Raw genomic sequence first — 19,366 nt, forward strand, 5'->3', positions numbered from 1 at the left:
CCGGTCGCGGGGTGCCGCGCCGGATGCTACAGTGGACCGATCGGCGGGCTCGACCCGCCGCGCCCCGGCTGCGGCCGAGGGTGGACGACAGCGAGGATGGCCCGATGAGCCGCATCCCGGATTTCACCAAGGTCGCCTTCAAGCGCGACACCGTCACCGGCGCGTTACCGAAGGGCGCGGCCTGGACGACCCCGGAGGAGATCGCGGTCGCCCCCGCCTACACGGCCGCCGATCTGGCCGGGCTCGACTTCCTGGACACCTGGCCGGGCCTGCCGCCCTTCCTGCGCGGCCCCTACCCGACCATGTATGTCAACCAGCCCTGGACGATCCGGCAATATGCGGGCTTCTCCACCGCCGAGGATTCCAACGCCTTCTACCGGCGCAACCTCGCCGCCGGCCAGAAGGGCCTGTCGGTCGCCTTCGATCTCGCCACCCATCGCGGCTACGATTCCGACCACCCGCGCGTCACCGGTGATGTCGGCATGGCCGGCGTGGCGATCGATTCCATCTACGACATGCGCACGCTGTTCTCGGGCATTCCGCTCGACCAGATGAGCGTGTCGATGACCATGAACGGCGCCGTTCTGCCGGTCCTGGCGCTGTTCATCGTCGCGGCTGAAGAACAGGGCGTCGACCAGTCCAAGCTGAGCGGGACCATCCAGAACGACATCCTCAAGGAGTTCATGGTCCGCAACACCTATATCTATCCGCCGTCGCCCTCGATGCGGATCATCTCGGACATCTTTGCCTATACGGCGAAGAACATGCCGAAATTCAACTCGATCTCGATTTCCGGCTACCACATGCAGGAGGCCGGGGCGACCGCCGATCTGGAACTCGCCTACACGCTCGCCGACGGCATCGAATATATTCGCGCCGGCATCGCCGCCGGCATGCCGGTCGACAGCTTCGCGCCGCGCCTGAGCTTCTTCTGGGCGATCGGCATGAATTTCTTCATGGAGGTCGCCAAGCTGCGCGCGGCGCGCCTCCTCTGGGCGAAGCTGGTCCGGCAGCATTTCGACCCCAAGGACGACCGCTCGCTGTCGCTGCGGACCCATTCGCAGACCTCGGGCTGGTCGCTGACTGCGCAGGATGTCTACAACAACGTCGTTCGCACCTGCGTCGAGGCGATGGCGGCGACGCAGGGCCACACCCAGTCGCTGCACACCAACGCGCTCGACGAGGCTCTCGCCCTGCCGACCGACTTCTCGGCCCGGATCGCGCGCAACACGCAAATCCTGCTGCAGCAGGAGAGCGGGACGACGGCGACGATCGATCCCTGGGGCGGCTCCTTCTATGTCGAGCGGCTGACCGCCGAACTCGCCGCCCGAGCGATGACGCATATCGAGGAGGTCGAGGCGCTTGGCGGCATGGCCAAGGCCATCGAGGCCGGCATCCCGAAGCTGCGCATCGAGGAGGCCGCCGCCAAGACCCAGGCGCGCATCGATTCCGGCGCCCAGACGGTGGTCGGCGTCAACAAGTTCAAGCCCGAGACCGAGCAGGCGATCGACGTGCTCAAGGTCGACAATTCGGCCGTGCGCGCGACCCAGATCGAAAAGCTCGAACGGCTCAAGGCCGAGCGCAACGAGTCCGAGACCCAGGCCGCGCTCGCGGCCTTGACCCGGGCGGCGGCGGAGGGCGGCAACCTGCTCGACCTGTCCGTCAAGGCGGCGCGCGCCAAGGCGACCGTCGGCGAGATCAGCCTTGCCATGGAGACCGTGTTCGGGCGCCACAAGGCGGAAATCCGCTCCATCCAGGGCGTCTACAAGCGGGAGGTGGCCAAAATGGGCGATGCGGTCGACCGGGTGCTGCGCCTCGTCGAGGCCTTCGAGGAGAATGACGGCCGCCGGCCGCGCATCCTGGTCGCCAAGATGGGCCAGGACGGCCACGACCGCGGCCAGAAGGTGATCGCCTCGGCCTTCGCCGATCTCGGCTTCGACGTGGATATCGGCCCGCTCTTCGCCACCCCGGACGAGGCCGCCCGCCAGGCGGTGGAGAACGACGTGCACATCGTCGGCGTCTCCTCGCTCGCCGCCGGCCATCTGACGCTGGTGCCGGCGCTGAAGGCGGCGCTGGAAGCGCGCGGGCGCGGCGATATCATGATCGTGGTCGGCGGCGTCATCCCGCCGCAGGACTACGACGCCCTGATCGCCGCCGGCGCCAGCGCGATCTTCCCGCCCGGCACCGTGGTGGCGGACGCCGCGCAGAAGCTGATCCACGAGCTCAACGCCCGCCTCGGCTACCAGACGCTGCAGGCGGCGGAGTAGACCCCGCCGACCGATCGGACAGGTCCGTCGGCACCGGGTCCGCACCGGCGCCGGTGCCGGGGAAGCGATCCCGGCGGGCCGCCATGCGGTGCAGGAATGCCGCAGTGTTCGGTGATCGAAACGTTTGCTGCCGTCACCGGTTGCACGCCCGAATGACGGCATCCTAACTTCTGCGCGAAGGTTTCAGTCCGCGCAGAGGATTTCAGCATGCATTACCCGGCCCTCACCCTCGCCGCCGTCTTGGCCCTGGCCGCGCCGGCCTTGGCCGAGCCCTACAAGTCGGTCTTCCCGGACCGGCCGCCGCTGCAAAACGCGACCGCGCAGGCATTTCTCGAGAAGCTCGACTACAAGCGCGGCAAGATTGCTCTGCCGGGGGCGGGCGCCTCACTGACCGTTCCGAAGGACTTCTACTTTCTCGATTCGGCCGATACCGAAAAAGTGCTGGTCGACGCCTGGGGCAACCCGCCGGCCGGCTCGAAAGGCAAGCTCGGCATGGTCTTTCCGGCGAAGAGCACCCCGCTCGATGACGGAATCTGGGGGGCCGTGGTGACCTTCGACGCCAGCGGGCGGGTCGACGACGCCGATGCCGCGGCGATCGACTACGACCAACTCCTGGCCAGCATGAAGTCGGATACGGCGGAGGAAAGCGAGCAACGCAAGAAGGCCGGCTACACATCCATTGCCCTGATCGGCTGGGCCTCGCCGCCCTTCTACGACCGGACGGAACGCAAGCTGCACTGGGCCCAGGAACTGAAATTCGGCGACAGCGAAAAGAACACACTAAACTATGCCGTCCGCGCGCTCGGCCGGGAGGGCGTGCTGCAGATGAACTTCATCGCCGGCATGGACGAGCTGCCGTCGATCAAGGCCGCGATCCCGGATGTCATGAAGATGATCGCCTTCGACGAGGGCAAGCGCTACGCGGACTGGGTGCCCGGCGACACGGAGGCGGCCTACGGACTTGCCGGCCTGATCGGCGGTGCTGCGGCCGCAAAGGTCGCGGCGAAGCTCGGCTTCCTGGCCATTGCCCTCGCCTTCCTCAAGAAGGGCTGGATCCTGCTGGCCGTCGGCGGTATCGCCGGGCTGAAGTGGCTCTTCGGCCGGTTCCGCCGCAAGCCGCTGGATCCGTCCGCGGGCGGCTGAGGCCGACATACATCTTACTCAAATTGCCATGCAAAATTTAATTGCATGAGATAACGGCACCCAATACAATCTATAATTACAATAAATATTTCAATGGAATTTTTAGAAAAAATATTCAAATATTTAGCTACATAATCTCCAAATTACAAAGATATGCCTGCAATAGCAAATCAGGATCGAGGGTCTATCATGAACATCATATTTCCATGCTTTACCAATATTGAAAGAATATTTAGTATCCAGTGCGCTCCAATCGATGCGTGGAATTTACAATATAAATTTGAGGCCGATAAATATATATCACAAATTACACTTCCGGATCGCCCTATACTAAAGCCAATATTTCGTTTCAAGCAAAATGTCGATCGTAGTGCATTTTCTGGCGAGGGGCTTTATATTATATTGAGCGACAGATACCCCGTATACTACATTGGTCAAAGTACAAATGGACTAAAGAATCGTCTTTATACGCATGTTGTCAAGATGCTCGGCCTGAATGCAGGGCACAGCGTAAACCACACATCCGGTTGGCGACCCTTTGCGTTAAAGCGCTATATTTTTGAGGCTCGACATGACGCTCTTTCTGATATCTGGATATCATTTACTCATATAAAGGCAGCAAAGAATTACGAGCGCTCAGCCTGGACACAACTCAATGATTTCATTGCTTCAAGATCCAATATAAATCCAAATGAACATTTTAAGCTGACAACGACTACATCAGGAAATGAGATGTGTCATTGTACTTTTCCTGATAATATTACAAACATTATCGACAACTGGTCGAAATTGGAAAATAGAAATATTCAATCATAGAGGAGCTGGATATTTCTGATTGAATTTTAGGACATAAATTAATACTCACAGACAAAAGCGCCAGTAAAACTCTGTCGATTCCGGTGGTGCACTGCCAGCTAAACCGTGATCTGCTGGCCGAGTTCGACGACACGGCCGGTCGGGATCGAGTAGAAGTCGGTCGCGTTGGCGGCGTCCTTGGACATGGCGATGAACAGCCGGTCCTGCCACAGCGGCATGCCGGAATTGGCCGAAACGCGGAAGGTGCGGCGGGCGACGAAGAAGGTCGTCGACATGATGTCGAATTTCAGCCCGAGCTTGCGGCACTGGCCGAGCGCCTTTGGGATGTTCGGCTCTTCCATGTAGCCGTAGTTCACGAACAGCCGCGTGAAGTCCTCGTTGACCGGTTCCAGCGCGATCCGGTTCTCCTCGGCGACCTTCGGCGTGGTCGCCGTCCTGACCGTCAGGATCACGTTCTTGCCGTGCAGGACGCGGTTGTGCTTCAGATTGTGCAGCAGGGCCGGCGGCGCGGTATCCGGGTCGGACGTGAGGAACACCGCGGTACCCGGCGGCCGGAACGGCTTCGACTTCTCCAGCGAGCGCATCACGGTGGCAAGCGGTACGCTGTCGCGCCGGGACTTGTCGAACACGATCTGCGTGCCGCGCACCCAGGTCCACATGGAGGTGACCAGGAAGGCCGACAGGCACAGCGGCAGCCAGGCGCCATCGAAGAGTTTCAAGAGATTGGCGGCCAGGAACGTGAGTTCCACGGCCAGGAACGGCGCCACCACCAGGGCCGCCGCCGGCAGTCCCCAGCCCCAGACCCGCCACAGCACGATGAAGGCGAGACAGCTGGTGATCACCATGTCGCCGGTGACCGCGATTCCGTAGGCCGAGGCCAGCGCCGAAGACGACCGGAACATCAGGACCAGGACCAGGACGCCGGCCAGCTGCATCCAGTTGACGCGCGGCATGTAGATCTGTCCGCGCTGGGTCTCCGAGGTGTGCCGCACCTCGAAGCGCGGCAGCAGGCCGAGCAGCACCGCCTGGCGGGTGACCGAGAAGGCGCCGGAGATGACCGCCTGGCTGGCGATCACCGTGGCGACCGTGGCGAGCAGCACATAGGGCAGCAAGGCCCAGCTCGGCACCAGCAGGAAGAAGGGATTCTCGATCGCCTCCGGATGGGCGAGCACCAGCGCGCCCTGGCCGAGATAGTTCAACGCCAGCGACGGAAACACCAGGCTGATCCAGGCAAGCTGGATCGGCTTGCGCCCGAAATGGCCCATGTCGGCATAGAGCGCTTCGGCCCCGGTGACCGCCAGGAAGACCGACCCGAGCACGACGAAGCCGATCACGCCTTCATGCAGCAGGAAATCGATCGCGTAGACCGGATTGAACGCCAGGAAGATGCCGGGATCGTCGGAAATGTGCGACAGGCCGGACGCCGCCATGGCGATGAACCAGACCGCCGTGATCGGGCCGAAGAAGACCGCGACCGCCCCGGTCCCGCGCGGCTGGATGGCGAACAGGCCGACCAGGATGACGACCGTGATCGGCACCACATAGGGTTCGAAGACCGGCGTCACGAGCTTCAGGCCCTCGACCGCCGAGAGCACCGAAATCGCTGGCGTGATGATGGAATCGCCGTAGAACAGCGAAGCGCCGAGCGCGGCGAGCACCATCAGCATGACGGACTGGCGTCCGACGGCGCCCTGCGCGAGGGCCAGCAACGACAGGATGCCGCCTTCGCCCTTGTTGTCCGCCCGCATCAGCAGGATGACGTATTTGATGGTCACGATGATGACCAGCGCCCAGAGCAGCAGGGAGACGACGCCGAGCACCTCGGCACGGGTCAAGCCGTCCTTGGCCGAATGCACCAGCGATTCGCGCAGCGCATAGAGCGGACTGGTGCCGATATCGCCGTAGACGACGCCGATCGAACCGAGCGACAGCGCGAGAAGCCCGCCGTGATGCTCTTCGGCAGGTTCGGCTGGCGGCGCGGTCGTGGCGGCGGTGTCTTGGTCCTTGCGGACGGTCTGGTCGAGTTCCGAAGGCTCGGTTCCGGTCATCGGCTGGTCCAGGCATCCCAGGATCGTCGTTGCGTCAGATGCGACGGCAGGACCCTATGACGGGTCCGGCCCGCCGACAAGGGATCCCGTCGGCATCCGCCGCCCGTCAGGCCGGTTGCCGGCCAGGCAGGCCGGTTGCCGGCCCGGCAGGCCGGTTGCCGGCCCGGCCGCGGCCGGTTCGCACGGAGCTGACCGGAGGCGAGCGTTTTCCCCCGCCATCGGGGCCGGCGGACGAGAGCCTCCAATCTCCCGCACCGACGAACTTCCCTCCCGCTCGCTTCCGGTGTAGGGCTCGGGTCGGGACGGACAGGAGGGATGGCACGGACATGACGGTACGCCGTATCGGCGCTGCAGCGCTGGCCGTCGCAGGCCCGCTCATGCTCGCCGCTTGCGAGACGCAGATGGACGGTCTCGACAAGCAGCCGGAAATCACCGAGACCTTCCTGCGCATCACCGCCGAAGGGGCGGGCCCGTTGACGGGGGCCACGGCCTATGACGCCAAGACGATCGAGGGCCTGATGCCGGGCTACACGACCGGCTCCGTTCTGATCGGGCTGGAAACCGGCACCACCAACGCCACCGTCCTGTTCCGCAAGATCTACGAGGGCCAGATTCAGGTCCTGCACATCCTGTCGGCGCCGAACGGCCGAATCGGGCAGATCCATGGGGTCACCCACCATGTGATCGGGCCGGCCGGTGAACGGCCGGGCATGACCTTTCGGGAGGCCGGCGTCGATCCGGCATCCTGCCGGCCTGGCACCAATCTCTGGCTCGGCATGGCGATCTGCACGTCGCGCGGCGCGCCCAACGTGGTGCTGACCTTCTCGTTCAAGGGCGAGGCGGCGACGTCCGTCAAGCTGCCGGCGCGCGCAGTGCTCGACAGCGGCGAGTTGCAGCGAATCATCTGGACGGCCCCGGCGGGGTGACGCGCTGCGGCGCCATTGCGCTTGATCGCACCGCATCGATAGGCTTGATGCCAGACATGTCCATTGCCTCGGCCCCCGCCTCCCGCGACCTTTCGGTCGACGATCTCGCCGCCCGCATTCTCGACGGAGACCGGGCGGTGCTGGCGCGTGCCATCACGCTGGTCGAATCGCGCAAGGCCGAGCACCAGGCCAAGGCGCACCGCCTCGTGCAGGCGCTGCTGCCGCATACCGGCCGGGCGCACCGGGTCGGAATCACCGGGGTGCCGGGCGTCGGCAAGTCGACGACCATCGACACGCTCGGCTCCAACCTGACCGCCGCCGGCCATCGCGTCGCGGTGCTGGCCGTCGACCCGTCCTCGACCCGCACCGGCGGCTCGATCCTCGGCGACAAGACCCGCATGGCGCAGCTGGCGGTCGACGCGAATGCCTTCATCCGCCCCTCGCCCTCCTCCGGCACGCTCGGCGGCGTCGCCGCCAAGACGCGCGAGACCATGTTGCTGTGCGAGGCGGCCGGCTTCGACGTGATCCTGGTCGAGACCGTCGGGGTCGGCCAGTCGGAGACCACCGTCGCCGACATGGTCGACTTCTTCCTGGTCCTGATGCTGCCCGGCGCCGGCGACGAATTGCAGGGCATCAAGAAGGGCGTTCTGGAGATCGCCGACCTGATCGCGGTCAACAAGTCGGACGGCGACAATGCCGTCCGGGCCCGGGCCGCGGCTGCGGAATACCGCCATGCGCTGCATATCCTGGCCCCGAAGAGCCCGAACTGGTCGCCGCCCGTGGTGCTGGTCTCAGGCCTCGCCAATGAGGGGCTCGACGCCATGTGGGCCGAGGTCGAACGGCACCGGGAGCGGCTTTCGGCGACCGGCGAATTCGCCGAGCGGCGGCGCAGCCAGCAGGTCAAATGGATGTGGTCGATGCTGGAAGATCGGCTGATGCAGGCGCTCGACCGCAATCCGGCGGTGCGCGCCCGGCTGCCGGACCTCGAATCCGGGGTGCGCGGCGGCACCGTCTCGGCGGCCCTGGCGGTCGAGGAGATTGCAGGCCTGATGGGGCTCTGATCGGCCACGTCGCCGCCGGCCGGCCCGCCGGGGTCCGCTCCGGTTTACCGGCGACGGCGATTGCCGCACACTCGCCTGCGAGGAGTCCTGGCCATGCCGACACGCCGCAGCCTGATCGCCAACGCCGCGGCCGCCCTCACCGGGGGCCTTGTCGGCCTGCCGGCACAAACCTTTGCCCAGAAGGGGCTCCGCCCCGGCGGCGGCTTGAGCCCGCGCGGCGCCGAACCGGTCACAGAGGCCTTCGAGAGGGTGCTTGCGGAGGCCGCGAAGACCGGACGGCCGCTCGATCTGGAGGCCGGCGTCTACACGATCGAGAGCCTGCGGCTGCCGGCCGGCACGACCATCCGCGGCGCGCCGGGCGCGACCGTGATCCGCGCGGCCGGCAGCGAGCCGCCGCTCAGCGCCAACCGGGTCGATGGCATCCGGCTGCGCGACTTGTGGTTCGAGGGGCCGGGCGGCAAGGCCGGCAACGACCGGGCCCTGTTCGCGGCCGAAACGGTGCGCGGACTGCATATCCGCGACTGCACTTTCGCCCGCGCGCCCGGCCTCGGTGTGAGGCTCACCGATGTCGGCGGACGGATTGAATCCTGCCGGATCGACGGCGCCGGCCGGGTCGGGCTGTTCGCGCTCGATTGCGACACTCTCGCGGTGACCGGCGCCGTGGTCAGCGATTGCGGCGACGGCGGCATCCTGGTCTGGCGCAGCCGGATCGGCGAGGATGGCGCGCAGCTGCGCGGCAACCGCATCTTCCGCATCCGGGCCGAGTCCGGCGGTACCGGCCAGAACGGCAACGGCATCAATCTCTACCGGGCCGGCAACGTGATCGTCGCCGAGAACACGATCGTCGACTGCGCCTTCTCGGCGATCCGCGCCAACAGCGCCTCGGACGTGCAGATCCTGTCGAACCAGTGCCTGCGCTCCGGCGAGACCGCGATCTATGCCGAATTCGCCTTCCAGGGCGCGGTCATCTCCGGCAACCTCGTCGACGGCGCCGCCAACGGCATCTCGGTGACCAATTTCAATCAGGGCGGCCGACTGGCCAGCGTCACGGGCAACATCGTCCGCAACCTCAAGCCGACCGGTCCCTACCGCACCGATCCGCCCGGCTTCGGCATCGGCATCGCCGTGGAGGCGGACGCGGCCATTACCGGCAATGTCGTCGAGGGCGCGCCGTTGGCCGGCCTTTGGCTCGGCTTCGGCGCCTATCTGCGCGACATCGTGGCGAGCGCGAACGTCATCCGCGACACCGACTACGGCATCGCAGTCTCGGTCGTCGACGGCACGGGGCCGGTCGTCATCGCCCAGAACCTGATCCGCGGCGCCCGCCGCGGCGCCATCGTCGGTTTCCGCCAGGCGACGCCGGCGACCGGCGATCTCGCCCAGGGCGGCGCCGAGGCCTGGCGCGGATTGACGATCACCGGCAATCGGGTGGCGGGGTGAAGCCGGCTTCGACGTCTTCGGCAGGGTGACGGTTCGATCGACCGCGACGTCTTCGGCAGGGTCCCGGTTCGCTGGGCCGCTATTTCTTCGGCAGGGTCACGGTTCGATGGCCCTTCACTTCTTCGGCAACGTCACGGTGACCTCGATCGAGGAGTACCAAGCGACGAGGTCGGCGATGTCGGCGTCCGACAGCGCCTTGGCGACCACCGACATGTTCTCGTCCTTGCGGTCGCCGGAGCGGAAGGCCTTCAGCTGGCGGTCGAGATAATAGACGGATTCGCCGGCGAGATTGGCCGCGTTGGGCAGCTTGGCGAGCCCGTCGATGCCGTGGCAGGCCGCGCAGGACTGTGCCGCCTTCTTGCGCCCGGCGGCCGCGTCCCCGGCGGCCTCAGCAGCGGTCGCGCCGATCAGCGCGGTGGCGAGGCAGGCGGCGGCAAGGCCGGGCAGTACGAAAGCCAGAGTCTTGGAAGTGATCAACGGATCGGCCCCTTGTCGATACGTACTGGAGATCGGGCGCGCCGCCGGCCGGGCGATCCGGCAGATGCCTCGCATCCGGCGGATTCGGTGAAACCCGCGGATGGCCTGCATCCCGCGGAAGCGTCGGACATCCGGCGGATGCCACCGGCCGCGGCGCCACGGAGGGAGAATGGGAGCATGACGCGATCCGTCCAGACGCATCATGCTCAGGTGCCGGCCACAGGGGCCGGATGGCGCCGCAGCCCCGCGCCGGAATGTTGGCTGAGGGCGCAGCGCTCCGATCGGGGTTGAAGGCCGGGTCCGGTCGCGACGGACCGAACCCGGCTTGCGCAGGCCACCCCGCCAGCGGGACGGCCGTCGCGGTCAGCGCTCGTAGCTGATGCGGTAGATGGCGCCGGCGAAGTCGTCGGAGACCAGGATCGAACCGTCACGCAATTGCGCCACGTCGACCGGGCGACCGATATATTCGCCGTCCGCGGTCAGCCAGCCCTCGGCGAAGACCTCGGTCTTGTCCGCGGTGCCGTCCTCCTTGAGCGAGGTGAACATCACGCGGGCGCCGACCGGATCGGTCCGGTTCCAGGAGCCGTGCTGCGCCGAGAAGATGCCGCCCTGATACTTCTTCGGGAACTTGGTGCCCGAATAGAAGGTCATGCCGAGATCGGCCGCGTGGGCGTCCATCTCGACCTGCGGGAAGACGACATTCGCCGGCGGGGTCTCCTTGTCGTAGCCATGTTCGGTGACGCGGACCTTGCCGCCGCCATACCACGGGAAGCCGAAATGCAGGCCCGGCTGCGCGGCGCGGTTCAGTTCACCCGGCGGGATCTTGTCGCCCATGCCGTCGACCTGGTTGTCGGTGAACCAGACCGTCTTGTCCTTCGGGTTGATGTCCATGCCGACCGAGTTGCGGATGCCGAGCGCGAAGACCTCGCGGTTCTTGCCGTCGCGGTCCATGCGCACGATGCCGCCGATGCCCCACTTCTTGTAGAGTTCGGCCTTCTCGGGCGCCGGCACGTTGAAGGGCTGGCCGAGCGTGATGTAGAGCTTGTCGTCCGGTCCGACGCGGCAGACGCGGGCGGTGTGATTGTAGCTCTCTTCGTCCTTCGGGATCAGGTCGCCCTGCTGAACGATCGGGATCGCGACCACGTCCGGGCTCTCATAGAAGAACTCGGCCGCCGGGTAGACCATCACGCGGTTCTGCTCGGCGATGTAGAGGAACCCGTCCTTGGAGAAGCAGACGCCGTTGGGCAGCGTCAGGTCGATGGTCGGCGCGAAGGGCTTGACCTCCTCGGCCGTGCCCGACTTGGCGCGATCGGTGACCGCATAGACCTTGTTCTTGCGCGTGCCGACGAAGGTCACCACGCCCTGCGGGCCGACCGCCATGTGGCGGGCATCGGGCACCAGCGCGTAGAGATTGATCTTGAAGCCGGCCGGCAGCTTGATCTTGGCCAGATTCTTCTTGATCGCATCGGCCTTCGGGCCCGTCTGCGGGATGAGCGGGATATCCGCCATGGCCCCGGTCGACTTGAACTGTCCGAGCTTTTCGAGATTGCCGGCGTTGCTCTGAGCCTGGGCGCCGGTCGTTACGGCAGCCAACATGGCCCCTGCGGTCGTCGCCGCGAGCAGTACATGACGCATCCTGTCCTCCTTGGTCTTTCGACCGTATGTTTCTCCCACGACCGCCTTTTTATTAAAGTGGCGGCTAACCTGCCTTGTAGGGCATTGTCCGGATGATTGAACAGATCCGGTATCCGGTTCAACCACAATCAATATTGCAGCGCACAAGATATACTCTGTAGTATCCAAATACTACTTCATGGAGGAGAGCCGGGTGCGACCAAGCCCATGGCGCGCCTGCACAATCACAGGCTTCACGGCTCCCGGTCACAGGCTCACGCCGCCGATGCGGACGACGGCGTCCGGCATCGGCACGGCGAGAGGCCGCGGATTGATCTTCCTTCCCCGGGACCGGTCTGCGCTCAGCCCGCCAGCGTCGCCGCGGCCTCGACCAGTTCGGCGCTCGGGCGCAGGCCGCCGACGGTCATGCGGTTCCAGTTGGTCAGGACCGGCCGGACGAAGCGCTCCAGTTCGGGCGCGTCGGCGCGGCCGAGCAGGGCCGCGATCACGGTCGCCACCACCACCTCGGCGGCCCGGCTGGCGCCGTCGTCGCACTTGACGGCGATGCCGAGGCCGCGCGCCGGCACCGCGGCGCAGAAGACGCCCTCCGCGCCGGTCTTCGCATAGGCGACGCCGCCGAGCGCGGTCATGAAATCGGTGCAGAAGCGATTCGTGCCCGCGACCATGAAGGGCTCGGCGATCGAGGCGTCCATGATGCGCCGGGCGGCGGCGGCGCGGCGCGGCTCCAGCCCCTGCCCGGTCGCGAGCCGGGCCATCCCGGTCGCCAACCGGTCGAGCGGGATCGCCCAGGTCGGGATCGAACAGCCGTCGATGCCGCAGACATCCGCGCCGAGCGCCGTGCCGAAGACATCCTCCAACGCAGCCGTGACGGCCTGCTGAACCGGGTGGTCGATGGCCGTATAGCCCTTCGGGTCGATCCCGGCATGGCAGGCGTAGCAGACGAAGCCGGCATGCTTGCCGGAGCAGTTGTTGTGCAGCGCGCCCGGCTTCAGCCCGGCGACGTGCAGGCGGCCGCAATCTTCCTGGCGGGCCGGCCATTGGGCTCCGCATTCCAGATCGGCTTCGGACCGGTGGGCGCGTGCCAGCATGGCCGCCGCGGTGGCGACATGCCAGTCCTCGCCGTTGTGCGAGGCGGAGGCCAGCGCAAGTTCCTGCGCGCCGAAACCATAGGCGTCGGCCGCGCCGGATTCGACCAGCGGCAGCGCCTGGACGATCTTCACCGCCGAGCGCGGAAACACCGCCCGCGCGGTGTCGCCGAGGCCGAGCAGAACCTTCCCGTCCGCGTCGGCCACGACCAGCGAGGCGCGATGGGCGCTTTCGACCAGGGATCCGCGCAGGACTTCGACGAGAATCGGATCGACCGGCATATCGCTTTTCCCTTCAGGGCCCCGTCGGACCCGGGTCCCGTTGGACCGGTTTGCGCGGAATCAAGGCGTCGGCGCCTGCCTTGGCGCAGCATCGCGGCAGGATGGAGGCTGCCATGATATCCAAGGACGACATTCTGGGTCTGTGCGGTCTCGAAGCCGACGAGGTCGATGCGATCGCCGAACACGAACACATGCCCGACGTGGCTGCGGCAGCGCTCGGCAGCTATCTGCTGCACGCTCCCCACGGCGCCGACCGTATCCGTAACATGATCGTCGAGGATCTGCGTGCGGCGCTCGACCGCGGCGACCGCGACCATGCCGCCGGTCTGTTCATGGCCCTGCGCCATTTCCTCTCCGAACATCCCGAGGCAAGTTGAGATCGCCGCGCCTCAATCGACCGCCAATCGGAAATTGCCATTGTGGCGCTCGAAATGCGGCGAGTAGAACGGATCGTCGTCGAGGACCGCTCCCCAGCTCTTGGCCATGTAGTCGACCTCGCGCAGGAAGCGGGCGCGCTTGGCCGGGCTCATGTCGTCACCGCGCGAGACCGATTCGTGATGGATCAGTTCCGCATGAGGCGTCCAGATGATGCGGTAGCCGGCCCGGCCGATCTTCAGGCACAGATCGACATCGTTGAAAGCCACCGCCAGATTGGCCTCGTCGAGCCCGCCGACCTCGTCATAGACCGACCGGCGCAGCGCAAGGCAGGCCCCCGTCACGGCCATCAGGTCCTGCGCCAGCAGCAAACGGTCCATGTCGCCGGGGGCATCGGACGGATCGCCGAGATGCAGGTGGCCGGCAATGCCGTGGCGCGACAGCAGGACCACGCCGCCATGCTGGATGGTACGGTTGGGGAAATGCAGCTTGGCGCCGACCGCCCCGACGCGCGGCTGAACCGCCCAGCCGACCATCTCGTCGAGCCAGTCCGGCTGGATCACCTCGGTATCGTTGTTGAGGAGAACCAGAATCTCGCCTTCCGCCTGCCGGACGGCGAGATTGTTGAGCGCCGAATAGTTGAACGGCCGAGGATCGCGCAGCACGCGGATGCGCGGATCAGTCAGTCCGGTGAACCAGGCGAGCGTTTCCGGCTCGATCGAACCGTTGTCGATGATGACGATCTCGTAGGCCGGATAGCGCGTCCTGGCGAGCACCGATTCGACCGCGACCTTGATCAGATCGAGCCGGTCCCGGGTCGGTATCAGGATCGAGACCAGCGGTGCGGGCTGCGGGATCGGATGCCGGGCGCGGATCGAGCGGCCGCCCGCGGCCGGTTCATAGACCGTCGCGGCACCGCGCGCGGCGGCCCGCGCCTGCAGCGTCGCCAGCCGGGCGGCGACCGGCTCGCGGTCGGGATGGGCGGCTCCGTCGGCCGGCAGCGGCCGGTGCACGGGCATTTCGGCGAGCCGGCGGAAGGCGAGGCCGGCATCCGCCATGTCGAGCACCAATCGGGTGAAAGGGGCCGGGGCACCGGCAGCGCGATCGAGCCGCTCCGTGGTCAGCGCCGAGCAGCGGAAAGCAACGAGCGGCCCGAGATAGTCGCGTGCTTCAAAATGGGCCTCCGACCAGCCCGGCCGGAATCGGCCGTTCAGGCGGTGCCCGACCTCGTCGACATCGTCGTCGTCGGCAAAGACCAGCGCCGGCTGGGTCGGGCCGGCGAAACCGACGGCCAGGACCGCCAACGCATGCGGGGCAAGCCGGGCATCGGGGGCCAGGGCCAGCACGAATTCGGCCCCGGTGGCTGCGCCCGCGCGCAGCGCTTCGATCGCCGTCGCCGCTTCCAACCGTTGCACGCGCCGATCGGTCTCCGACGGCGGGTTGGCGACCAGAAGGCGCCAGTTCGGGAAGGGCTGGCCGGCCAGACGCCCGATCAGGTCGGCCGCATCGGCCGGCGTCTCATCCGGACCGGGCGGCAGCGAGACGACCGCGATGCGCGGCTTCACACCGGCCGCCAGCGCCAGGGCGAGCCGGCGCGCCGCGCGACGCTCGTCGAGCCCGGCCCAGCGCGCGTATCGGTCCGCCACCCGCCCGGGCTCGGCCGGCTTCGGCGGGGCGCGGTCGAAGCTGTCGAAGCGCTTCGGGAACATCACGGTGATCAGCGCTGAGCGCAGGAAATGCAGCAGGCCGCGCACGCCGTTGCGCCGATGCACCGAGCGCGCGGCGTCGAGCGCGGCCGCCATCAACTCGCGGGTCTGGACCCGCCGCAGCCGCATTTCGCGCAGCGTCACCTCGGCGGTGCGATCGGTCGGCGTCAGGCGCAACCGCGCAAAGGCCGCCGGCGCCCGGAAGAAGGCCGCCAGCGTTCCGTCCGGTTCGGGGCGCATCGGAAAGGACAGCGCTTCCGAATAGCCGCCCGCCCCTTCCAGATAGGCACGCGGCTTGATGGCCTGGTCGGCTTCGATATCGGCGGAGAGCACATACCAGCCGGGCGGCCGAGGCGTCTGGAAGACCAGTTCGAGATGGGCATCCGGCCCGTCGAGGATCAGCCCGGCCTCGGTGGCGATCAGACCGGAGACGGTGCCGAGCCGGGCGCCGAGCGGCCAGCCCGCGACACGGACGGCGATCGGCCCGCGCAGGGCCTCCGGATCCGGGAAGGCGGTCAGGTCGGAGGAGAGGGCGGTGAGAAAGGAGGACGATGGCATGGCCGGACTTAAACCCGACCCGGCGGCCGCCATCAACCCATGCCTTCCCCAGAGAGGGAACCGGAGCCGCGGATGGGCGTTGAACCTTCATCGCCGACAGGCATCCCGCGAGATCGGAGACCGCTCATGACGCCCTGGTTTGCTGCCTATCTTCCGTTCCAATCGGCGCATCCGGCCTCGATGATCGGCCGCCTTGCCGGATGGCTGCGCCGCGCCGGCCCGAGCCCCACCCTCCGGCCAGCCCGCGCCGAAACGCGTTCGCCGCAGTCGACCGCCCATGCCCGGCTTCTCCGCCAGATCGAGGACGGCCGCTCGGCGGGAGCCTTCTGAGAGGCCCGCAACCGCAACCCGCGTGCGGATGTCCAGCTCCGGCAGAATTCTGGATGGGGCGGCAGGATTCGAACCTGCGGATGGCGGAATCAAAATCCGCTGCCTTACCACTTGGCGACGCCCCAACGGGCCGGTGTCGGTTCCGGCGGAGGCCTCTCATATCCAGTTCGCGGCGAGGCCGCAACCGTCGCAGCACGGATGGACCCGGGCGGCGGCGCGCGATCCGCAGGGGATCGGCTTCCGCCCGGCTTACCCCCAGCCCCTGAACATCCCGCTCCTTCAACTCACGGCCCGGCGCATCGCAGTCCCTTTTCGTCCCAGCCGTGGTATCCGAGCCGGTCAACTCCCCGGATCGTCCTATCTCCCGCCCGTCACCTCGCCGGTCCGTCACCTCCCCGCCGATTATGTATCAATGCGTCACTTCGCCCGTCACGCCGCCAACAGCATGGCCGCGACCTCGCTGCGGCGCGGCAGGTCGGCGCCGCGGCGGGTGCAGGTGATGGCGGCGGCGGCGATCGCGAAGCCGATGGCGTCGGCGAGACGATCGTCGGACAGCATGCGCAAGGCGCTTTTGGCCAGCAGCCCCTGTTCGTCGAGACGCGCGAGCAGGGCCGCCTGGAAGGTATCGCCGGCGCCGATCGTGTCGGCGACCGCGACCGGCAGGGCGGACATGAAGACGTGCTGGCCGCCGCGCGCGACATGGACGCCGCGGCCGCCGTCGGTGATCAGCGCGAAGGCCGGGCCGGCGCGCGACCAGCGACGGGCGACCGTCTCCAGATCGGCGCCCTCGCCCTCGATCCAGGCGACGTCCTCGGCCGAAGCCTTGACGATGTCGACGCGGGCGAGCTGGCAGGCGAAGCGGTCGAGCCAGACGCGGCGGTCCGGAATGATGCTCGGCCGGATGTTCGGATCGAGCGAGATGACCTTGTCGTCCGCCATGCGCGCCATGAAGCGGTCGAGCGTGCCGGCGGTCGGCTCCTGGGCGAGCGCGATCGAGCCGAAATGGATCGTGGTGATGTCCGGATCGAGGCGCGACGGCAGATCGGCCTCGGTCATCGAGCGGTCGGCCGCGCCGGTTCCGTAGAACGAATAGACCGGCTGGCCGTCTGCCCCGAGCGCCACGAAGGCAAGGGTCGTCTGCAGGCCGGGCGCGCGCACGACAAGGCGCCGGTCGATCCCTTCCGCCGCCATGAAGGCGTCGAGCCGGTCGCCGAAGAAGTCGGTCGAGAGCTTGGTCAGGAAGGCCGTGCGCCGGCCGAGCCGGGCGAGCCCCATGGCGACGTTGAGCGGCGACCCGCCGACCACCGGCAGGAAGGCCTCGCCGGCCTCGGTCCGGTGCCCCATCATGTCGAACAACGCCTCGCCGGCGACGAGCAGCATGGCTGCCTCCTCCCATTCTGTTCTTGGTCGGGGCCGATCAGGCCGGCCGGACGACGCCCTTGCGCAGGACGAGATTGCCGTAGAGCCGCCGTTCTCCGGTCGCCACGACCGCATAGGCGGCCCGCACGCGGTCGTAGAAGGCCTGCCCCATCAGCGGCGTGACCGACTTGGCCGGCTCGTGGCGCCGGACGATGGCCGCGAAGTCGGCCATGATCGGTTCGACCGCGGCCTCGTCGCCCCGGATGCCGGGCCGGAAGGCGGCCGCCTGGTCGTCGTCGAGCGGCATCACCGACAGGATGGCGTCGACCACCCGGGTCGCGTCGTGGCCGTCCATGCGCACCAGCCGGCGGGCATGGGCGACGGCCGGATAGTTGCCGTCGACAACGGCGATCTCGTCTCCGTGGCCCATGGCGCGGAGCGTCATGATCAGGTCCGGTCCGAGAACCGGGTCAATCCCTTTGAGCATCGCTGGCGTCCTTGAACAGGACCTCCCTGTTGCGGGCGAAATTGGCGAGGAACGGCAGGGCCGCGCCGCCCATGGCGCGCGCATCGGCCCCGACGGTGCCCTCGCGGATATCGCAGGGCGTCAGACCCTGCAGGTCGAGATGGCCGAGCCCGGCCCGGGTCGCCTCGACGAGGCGGGTGCGGATCGCGCTCGGCACCGCGCCGTCGATCACCACCGCCTCGAAATCGAGAATCGACGTTGCGGCGGCGGTCAGCACGGCCAGGCTGCGCCCGGCTTCGGCGATCCAGGTCTCCAGCGTCGCGCCATAGTCCGGCCAGTCGTGCGGCTGGATATAGAGACCGGACGGATCGACCCCCTCGAGGCGCAGGCGGGCTTCGAGTTCGGCCAGCGAGGCGCTGCTGATCAGTTGGGCCGTGGTCACCGAACCGTCGGCGCGCGCGAGCGGGATCGGCATGGAGCCGATCGCGCCGGCATTGCCGGTCCGGCCCGGCACGACATTGCCGTTGATCACGATGCCGCCGCCGATGAAGGAGCCGATGAAGGCATAGACGAAATCGCGCGGGGCCGGCGCCCGGCCGAAGAAATTCTCCGCCGCGCAGGCGGCCGTGCCGTCGTTCATGACATGGACCGGCCAGGCGACCCGGGCGCCGATCTCGGCCGCCACATCGAAGCCGCGCCAAGCCTCCATGACGCCCGCCGGCGCGCCGACCTGCGGCGCCCAGTTCCAGAGCTCGAACGGGGTGGCGATGCCGAAGCCGACAATCCGGCCCCGCCGCTCCGAAGACAGCCCGGCGGTCAGATCGGCCGTACCGGCGGCAAGCTGGGCCAGCAGCAGATCCGGCTGCGGATAGGCATGCGTCCAATGGCGGCGGGCGATCACCCGGCCGACGAAATCGACCAGCACCAGATCGGTCGAGCGGCGGCCGATCTTCAGGCCGAAGGCGAGCGCACCGTCGGGATCGAGCCGATAGGGGATCGACGGCTGGCCGACGCGCCCGCGCTGCGGCTCGCCCCGGCGGATCAGCCCATCGGCCTCGAGCCGGTTCATGATCACCGTGGTGGTCTGCGGCGACAGTCCGGTCAGGCGCGCGATCTCGGCCTTGGGCAGGCCGTCGCCGCGCCGGATCAGCGACAGGATCAGGCGCTCGTTATAGGCGCGCACGCCGGCCTGGTCGGTCCCGCGGCGAAGATCGGCCGCCGGCAACCCCTCGTGCCCGGACGGTTCCGGCCGCTGGGCGGCGCGCCGCGAAGGATCGTCTGCCTCTTCCACACCGCTCTCCAGCGTCTCACTCAATCGACATGCCGACCCGGTCGACACGTCCCTGACGGCCGGCCCGGTCGCCAGACCCGTAACCCTTCGCCCCGGATGCC

The 19,366-nt window shown here is 67.4% G+C and carries 16 protein-coding genes and 1 tRNA gene; 8 read left to right on the forward strand and 9 right to left on the reverse strand.

What is annotated here, in order from left to right; translation table 11 throughout:
* Window positions 1–104: 104 nt before the first annotated feature.
* The 3 genes from scpA to KL771_RS04440 all read left to right on the forward strand — a co-directional run bounded on the left by scpA (window position 105) and on the right by KL771_RS04440 (window position 4,226).
* A complete protein-coding gene (gene scpA, locus KL771_RS04430) occupies window positions 105–2,267 on the forward strand; it encodes a methylmalonyl-CoA mutase (protein WP_261967347.1) in 2,163 nt (720 codons plus the stop codon).
* 207 nt (window positions 2,268–2,474) lie between these two features.
* Complete coding sequence (locus KL771_RS04435; protein WP_261967348.1) at window positions 2,475–3,410, forward strand: DUF2167 domain-containing protein; 936 nt, start codon at window positions 2,475–2,477, stop codon at window positions 3,408–3,410.
* 189 nt (window positions 3,411–3,599) lie between these two features.
* Window positions 3,600–4,226 carry a hypothetical protein gene (locus tag KL771_RS04440; RefSeq protein ID WP_261967349.1) on the forward strand — a complete coding sequence of 209 codons (627 nt, stop codon included), beginning with the start codon at window positions 3,600–3,602 and terminating at the stop codon, window positions 4,224–4,226.
* Window positions 4,227–4,324: 98 nt separating this feature from the next.
* Here the strand turns inward: KL771_RS04440 and KL771_RS04445 are convergent, their stop codons facing one another.
* Window positions 4,325–6,274 carry a potassium transporter Kup gene (locus tag KL771_RS04445; protein WP_261967350.1) on the reverse strand — a complete coding sequence of 650 codons (1,950 nt, stop codon included), beginning with the start codon at window positions 6,272–6,274 and terminating at the stop codon, window positions 4,325–4,327.
* Window positions 6,275–6,600: 326 nt separating this feature from the next.
* Between KL771_RS04445 and KL771_RS04450 the strand changes: the two genes are divergently transcribed.
* The 3 genes from KL771_RS04450 (at window position 6,601) to KL771_RS04460 (ending at window position 9,701) form a co-directional block, all read left to right on the forward strand.
* On the forward strand, window positions 6,601–7,200 hold the full coding sequence (locus KL771_RS04450; RefSeq protein WP_261967351.1) for a DUF1131 family protein: 600 nt from the start codon (window positions 6,601–6,603) through the stop codon (window positions 7,198–7,200).
* A gap of 56 nt (window positions 7,201–7,256) precedes the next feature.
* A complete protein-coding gene (gene meaB / locus KL771_RS04455; protein ID WP_261967352.1) occupies window positions 7,257–8,261 on the forward strand; it encodes a methylmalonyl Co-A mutase-associated GTPase MeaB in 1,005 nt (334 codons plus the stop codon).
* 93 nt (window positions 8,262–8,354) lie between these two features.
* Window positions 8,355–9,701: a TIGR03808 family TAT-translocated repetitive protein gene (locus tag KL771_RS04460; protein ID WP_261967353.1), complete on the forward strand. Its 1,347-nt coding sequence runs from the start codon at window positions 8,355–8,357 to the stop codon at window positions 9,699–9,701.
* Window positions 9,702–9,815: 114 nt separating this feature from the next.
* Here the strand turns inward: KL771_RS04460 and KL771_RS04465 are convergent, their stop codons facing one another.
* The 3 genes from KL771_RS04465 to KL771_RS04475 form a co-directional block, all read right to left on the reverse strand.
* Window positions 9,816–10,178 (reverse strand): c-type cytochrome, encoded by a 363-nt coding sequence (locus KL771_RS04465; RefSeq protein ID WP_390866525.1) that lies wholly within the window; start codon window positions 10,176–10,178, stop codon window positions 9,816–9,818.
* A gap of 363 nt (window positions 10,179–10,541) precedes the next feature.
* Window positions 10,542–11,774, reverse strand: coding sequence for a PQQ-dependent sugar dehydrogenase (locus KL771_RS04470; protein WP_261967633.1), 1,233 nt, complete (start codon window positions 11,772–11,774; stop codon window positions 10,542–10,544).
* Between the two features lie 380 nt (window positions 11,775–12,154).
* Window positions 12,155–13,180 (reverse strand): asparaginase, encoded by a 1,026-nt coding sequence (locus KL771_RS04475; protein WP_261967354.1) that lies wholly within the window; start codon window positions 13,178–13,180, stop codon window positions 12,155–12,157.
* A gap of 113 nt (window positions 13,181–13,293) precedes the next feature.
* On the opposite strand from KL771_RS04475, the gene KL771_RS04480 reads away from it, so the two are divergent.
* The gene (locus KL771_RS04480; protein ID WP_261967355.1) at window positions 13,294–13,557 is read left to right on the forward strand and encodes a hypothetical protein; all 264 of its coding nucleotides are present in this window, start codon (window positions 13,294–13,296) and stop codon (window positions 13,555–13,557) included.
* Window positions 13,558–13,569: 12 nt separating this feature from the next.
* On the opposite strand, the gene KL771_RS04485 is transcribed toward KL771_RS04480, so the two are convergent.
* Window positions 13,570–15,819 (reverse strand): glycosyltransferase family 2 protein, encoded by a 2,250-nt coding sequence (locus KL771_RS04485; protein ID WP_261967356.1) that lies wholly within the window; start codon window positions 15,817–15,819, stop codon window positions 13,570–13,572.
* A gap of 126 nt (window positions 15,820–15,945) precedes the next feature.
* Here KL771_RS04485 and KL771_RS04490 point away from each other — a divergent pair, with 126 nt between their 5' ends.
* Window positions 15,946–16,149 carry a hypothetical protein gene (locus tag KL771_RS04490; protein WP_261967357.1) on the forward strand — a complete coding sequence of 68 codons (204 nt, stop codon included), beginning with the start codon at window positions 15,946–15,948 and terminating at the stop codon, window positions 16,147–16,149.
* 50 nt (window positions 16,150–16,199) lie between these two features.
* Here the strand turns inward: KL771_RS04490 and KL771_RS04495 are convergent.
* From KL771_RS04495 to KL771_RS04510, 4 genes are all read right to left on the reverse strand, one after another.
* A tRNA-Gln gene (locus KL771_RS04495) sits at window positions 16,200–16,274 on the reverse strand.
* A gap of 304 nt (window positions 16,275–16,578) precedes the next feature.
* Window positions 16,579–17,529 carry a carbohydrate kinase family protein gene (locus KL771_RS04500; RefSeq protein ID WP_261967358.1) on the reverse strand — a complete coding sequence of 317 codons (951 nt, stop codon included), beginning with the start codon at window positions 17,527–17,529 and terminating at the stop codon, window positions 16,579–16,581.
* Window positions 17,530–17,566: 37 nt separating this feature from the next.
* On the reverse strand, window positions 17,567–17,995 hold the full coding sequence (locus tag KL771_RS04505) for an RbsD/FucU family protein (protein WP_261967359.1): 429 nt from the start codon (window positions 17,993–17,995) through the stop codon (window positions 17,567–17,569).
* Window positions 17,979–19,265: an ROK family transcriptional regulator gene (locus KL771_RS04510; RefSeq protein WP_261967360.1), complete on the reverse strand. Its 1,287-nt coding sequence runs from the start codon at window positions 19,263–19,265 to the stop codon at window positions 17,979–17,981. Before KL771_RS04510 ends, KL771_RS04505 begins: the two co-directional genes overlap by 17 nt.
* Window positions 19,266–19,366 lie beyond the last annotated feature (101 nt).

It is taken from the genome of Prosthecodimorpha staleyi (assembly GCF_018729455.1).
GTDB lineage: Bacteria > Pseudomonadota > Alphaproteobacteria > Rhizobiales > Ancalomicrobiaceae > Prosthecodimorpha > Prosthecodimorpha staleyi.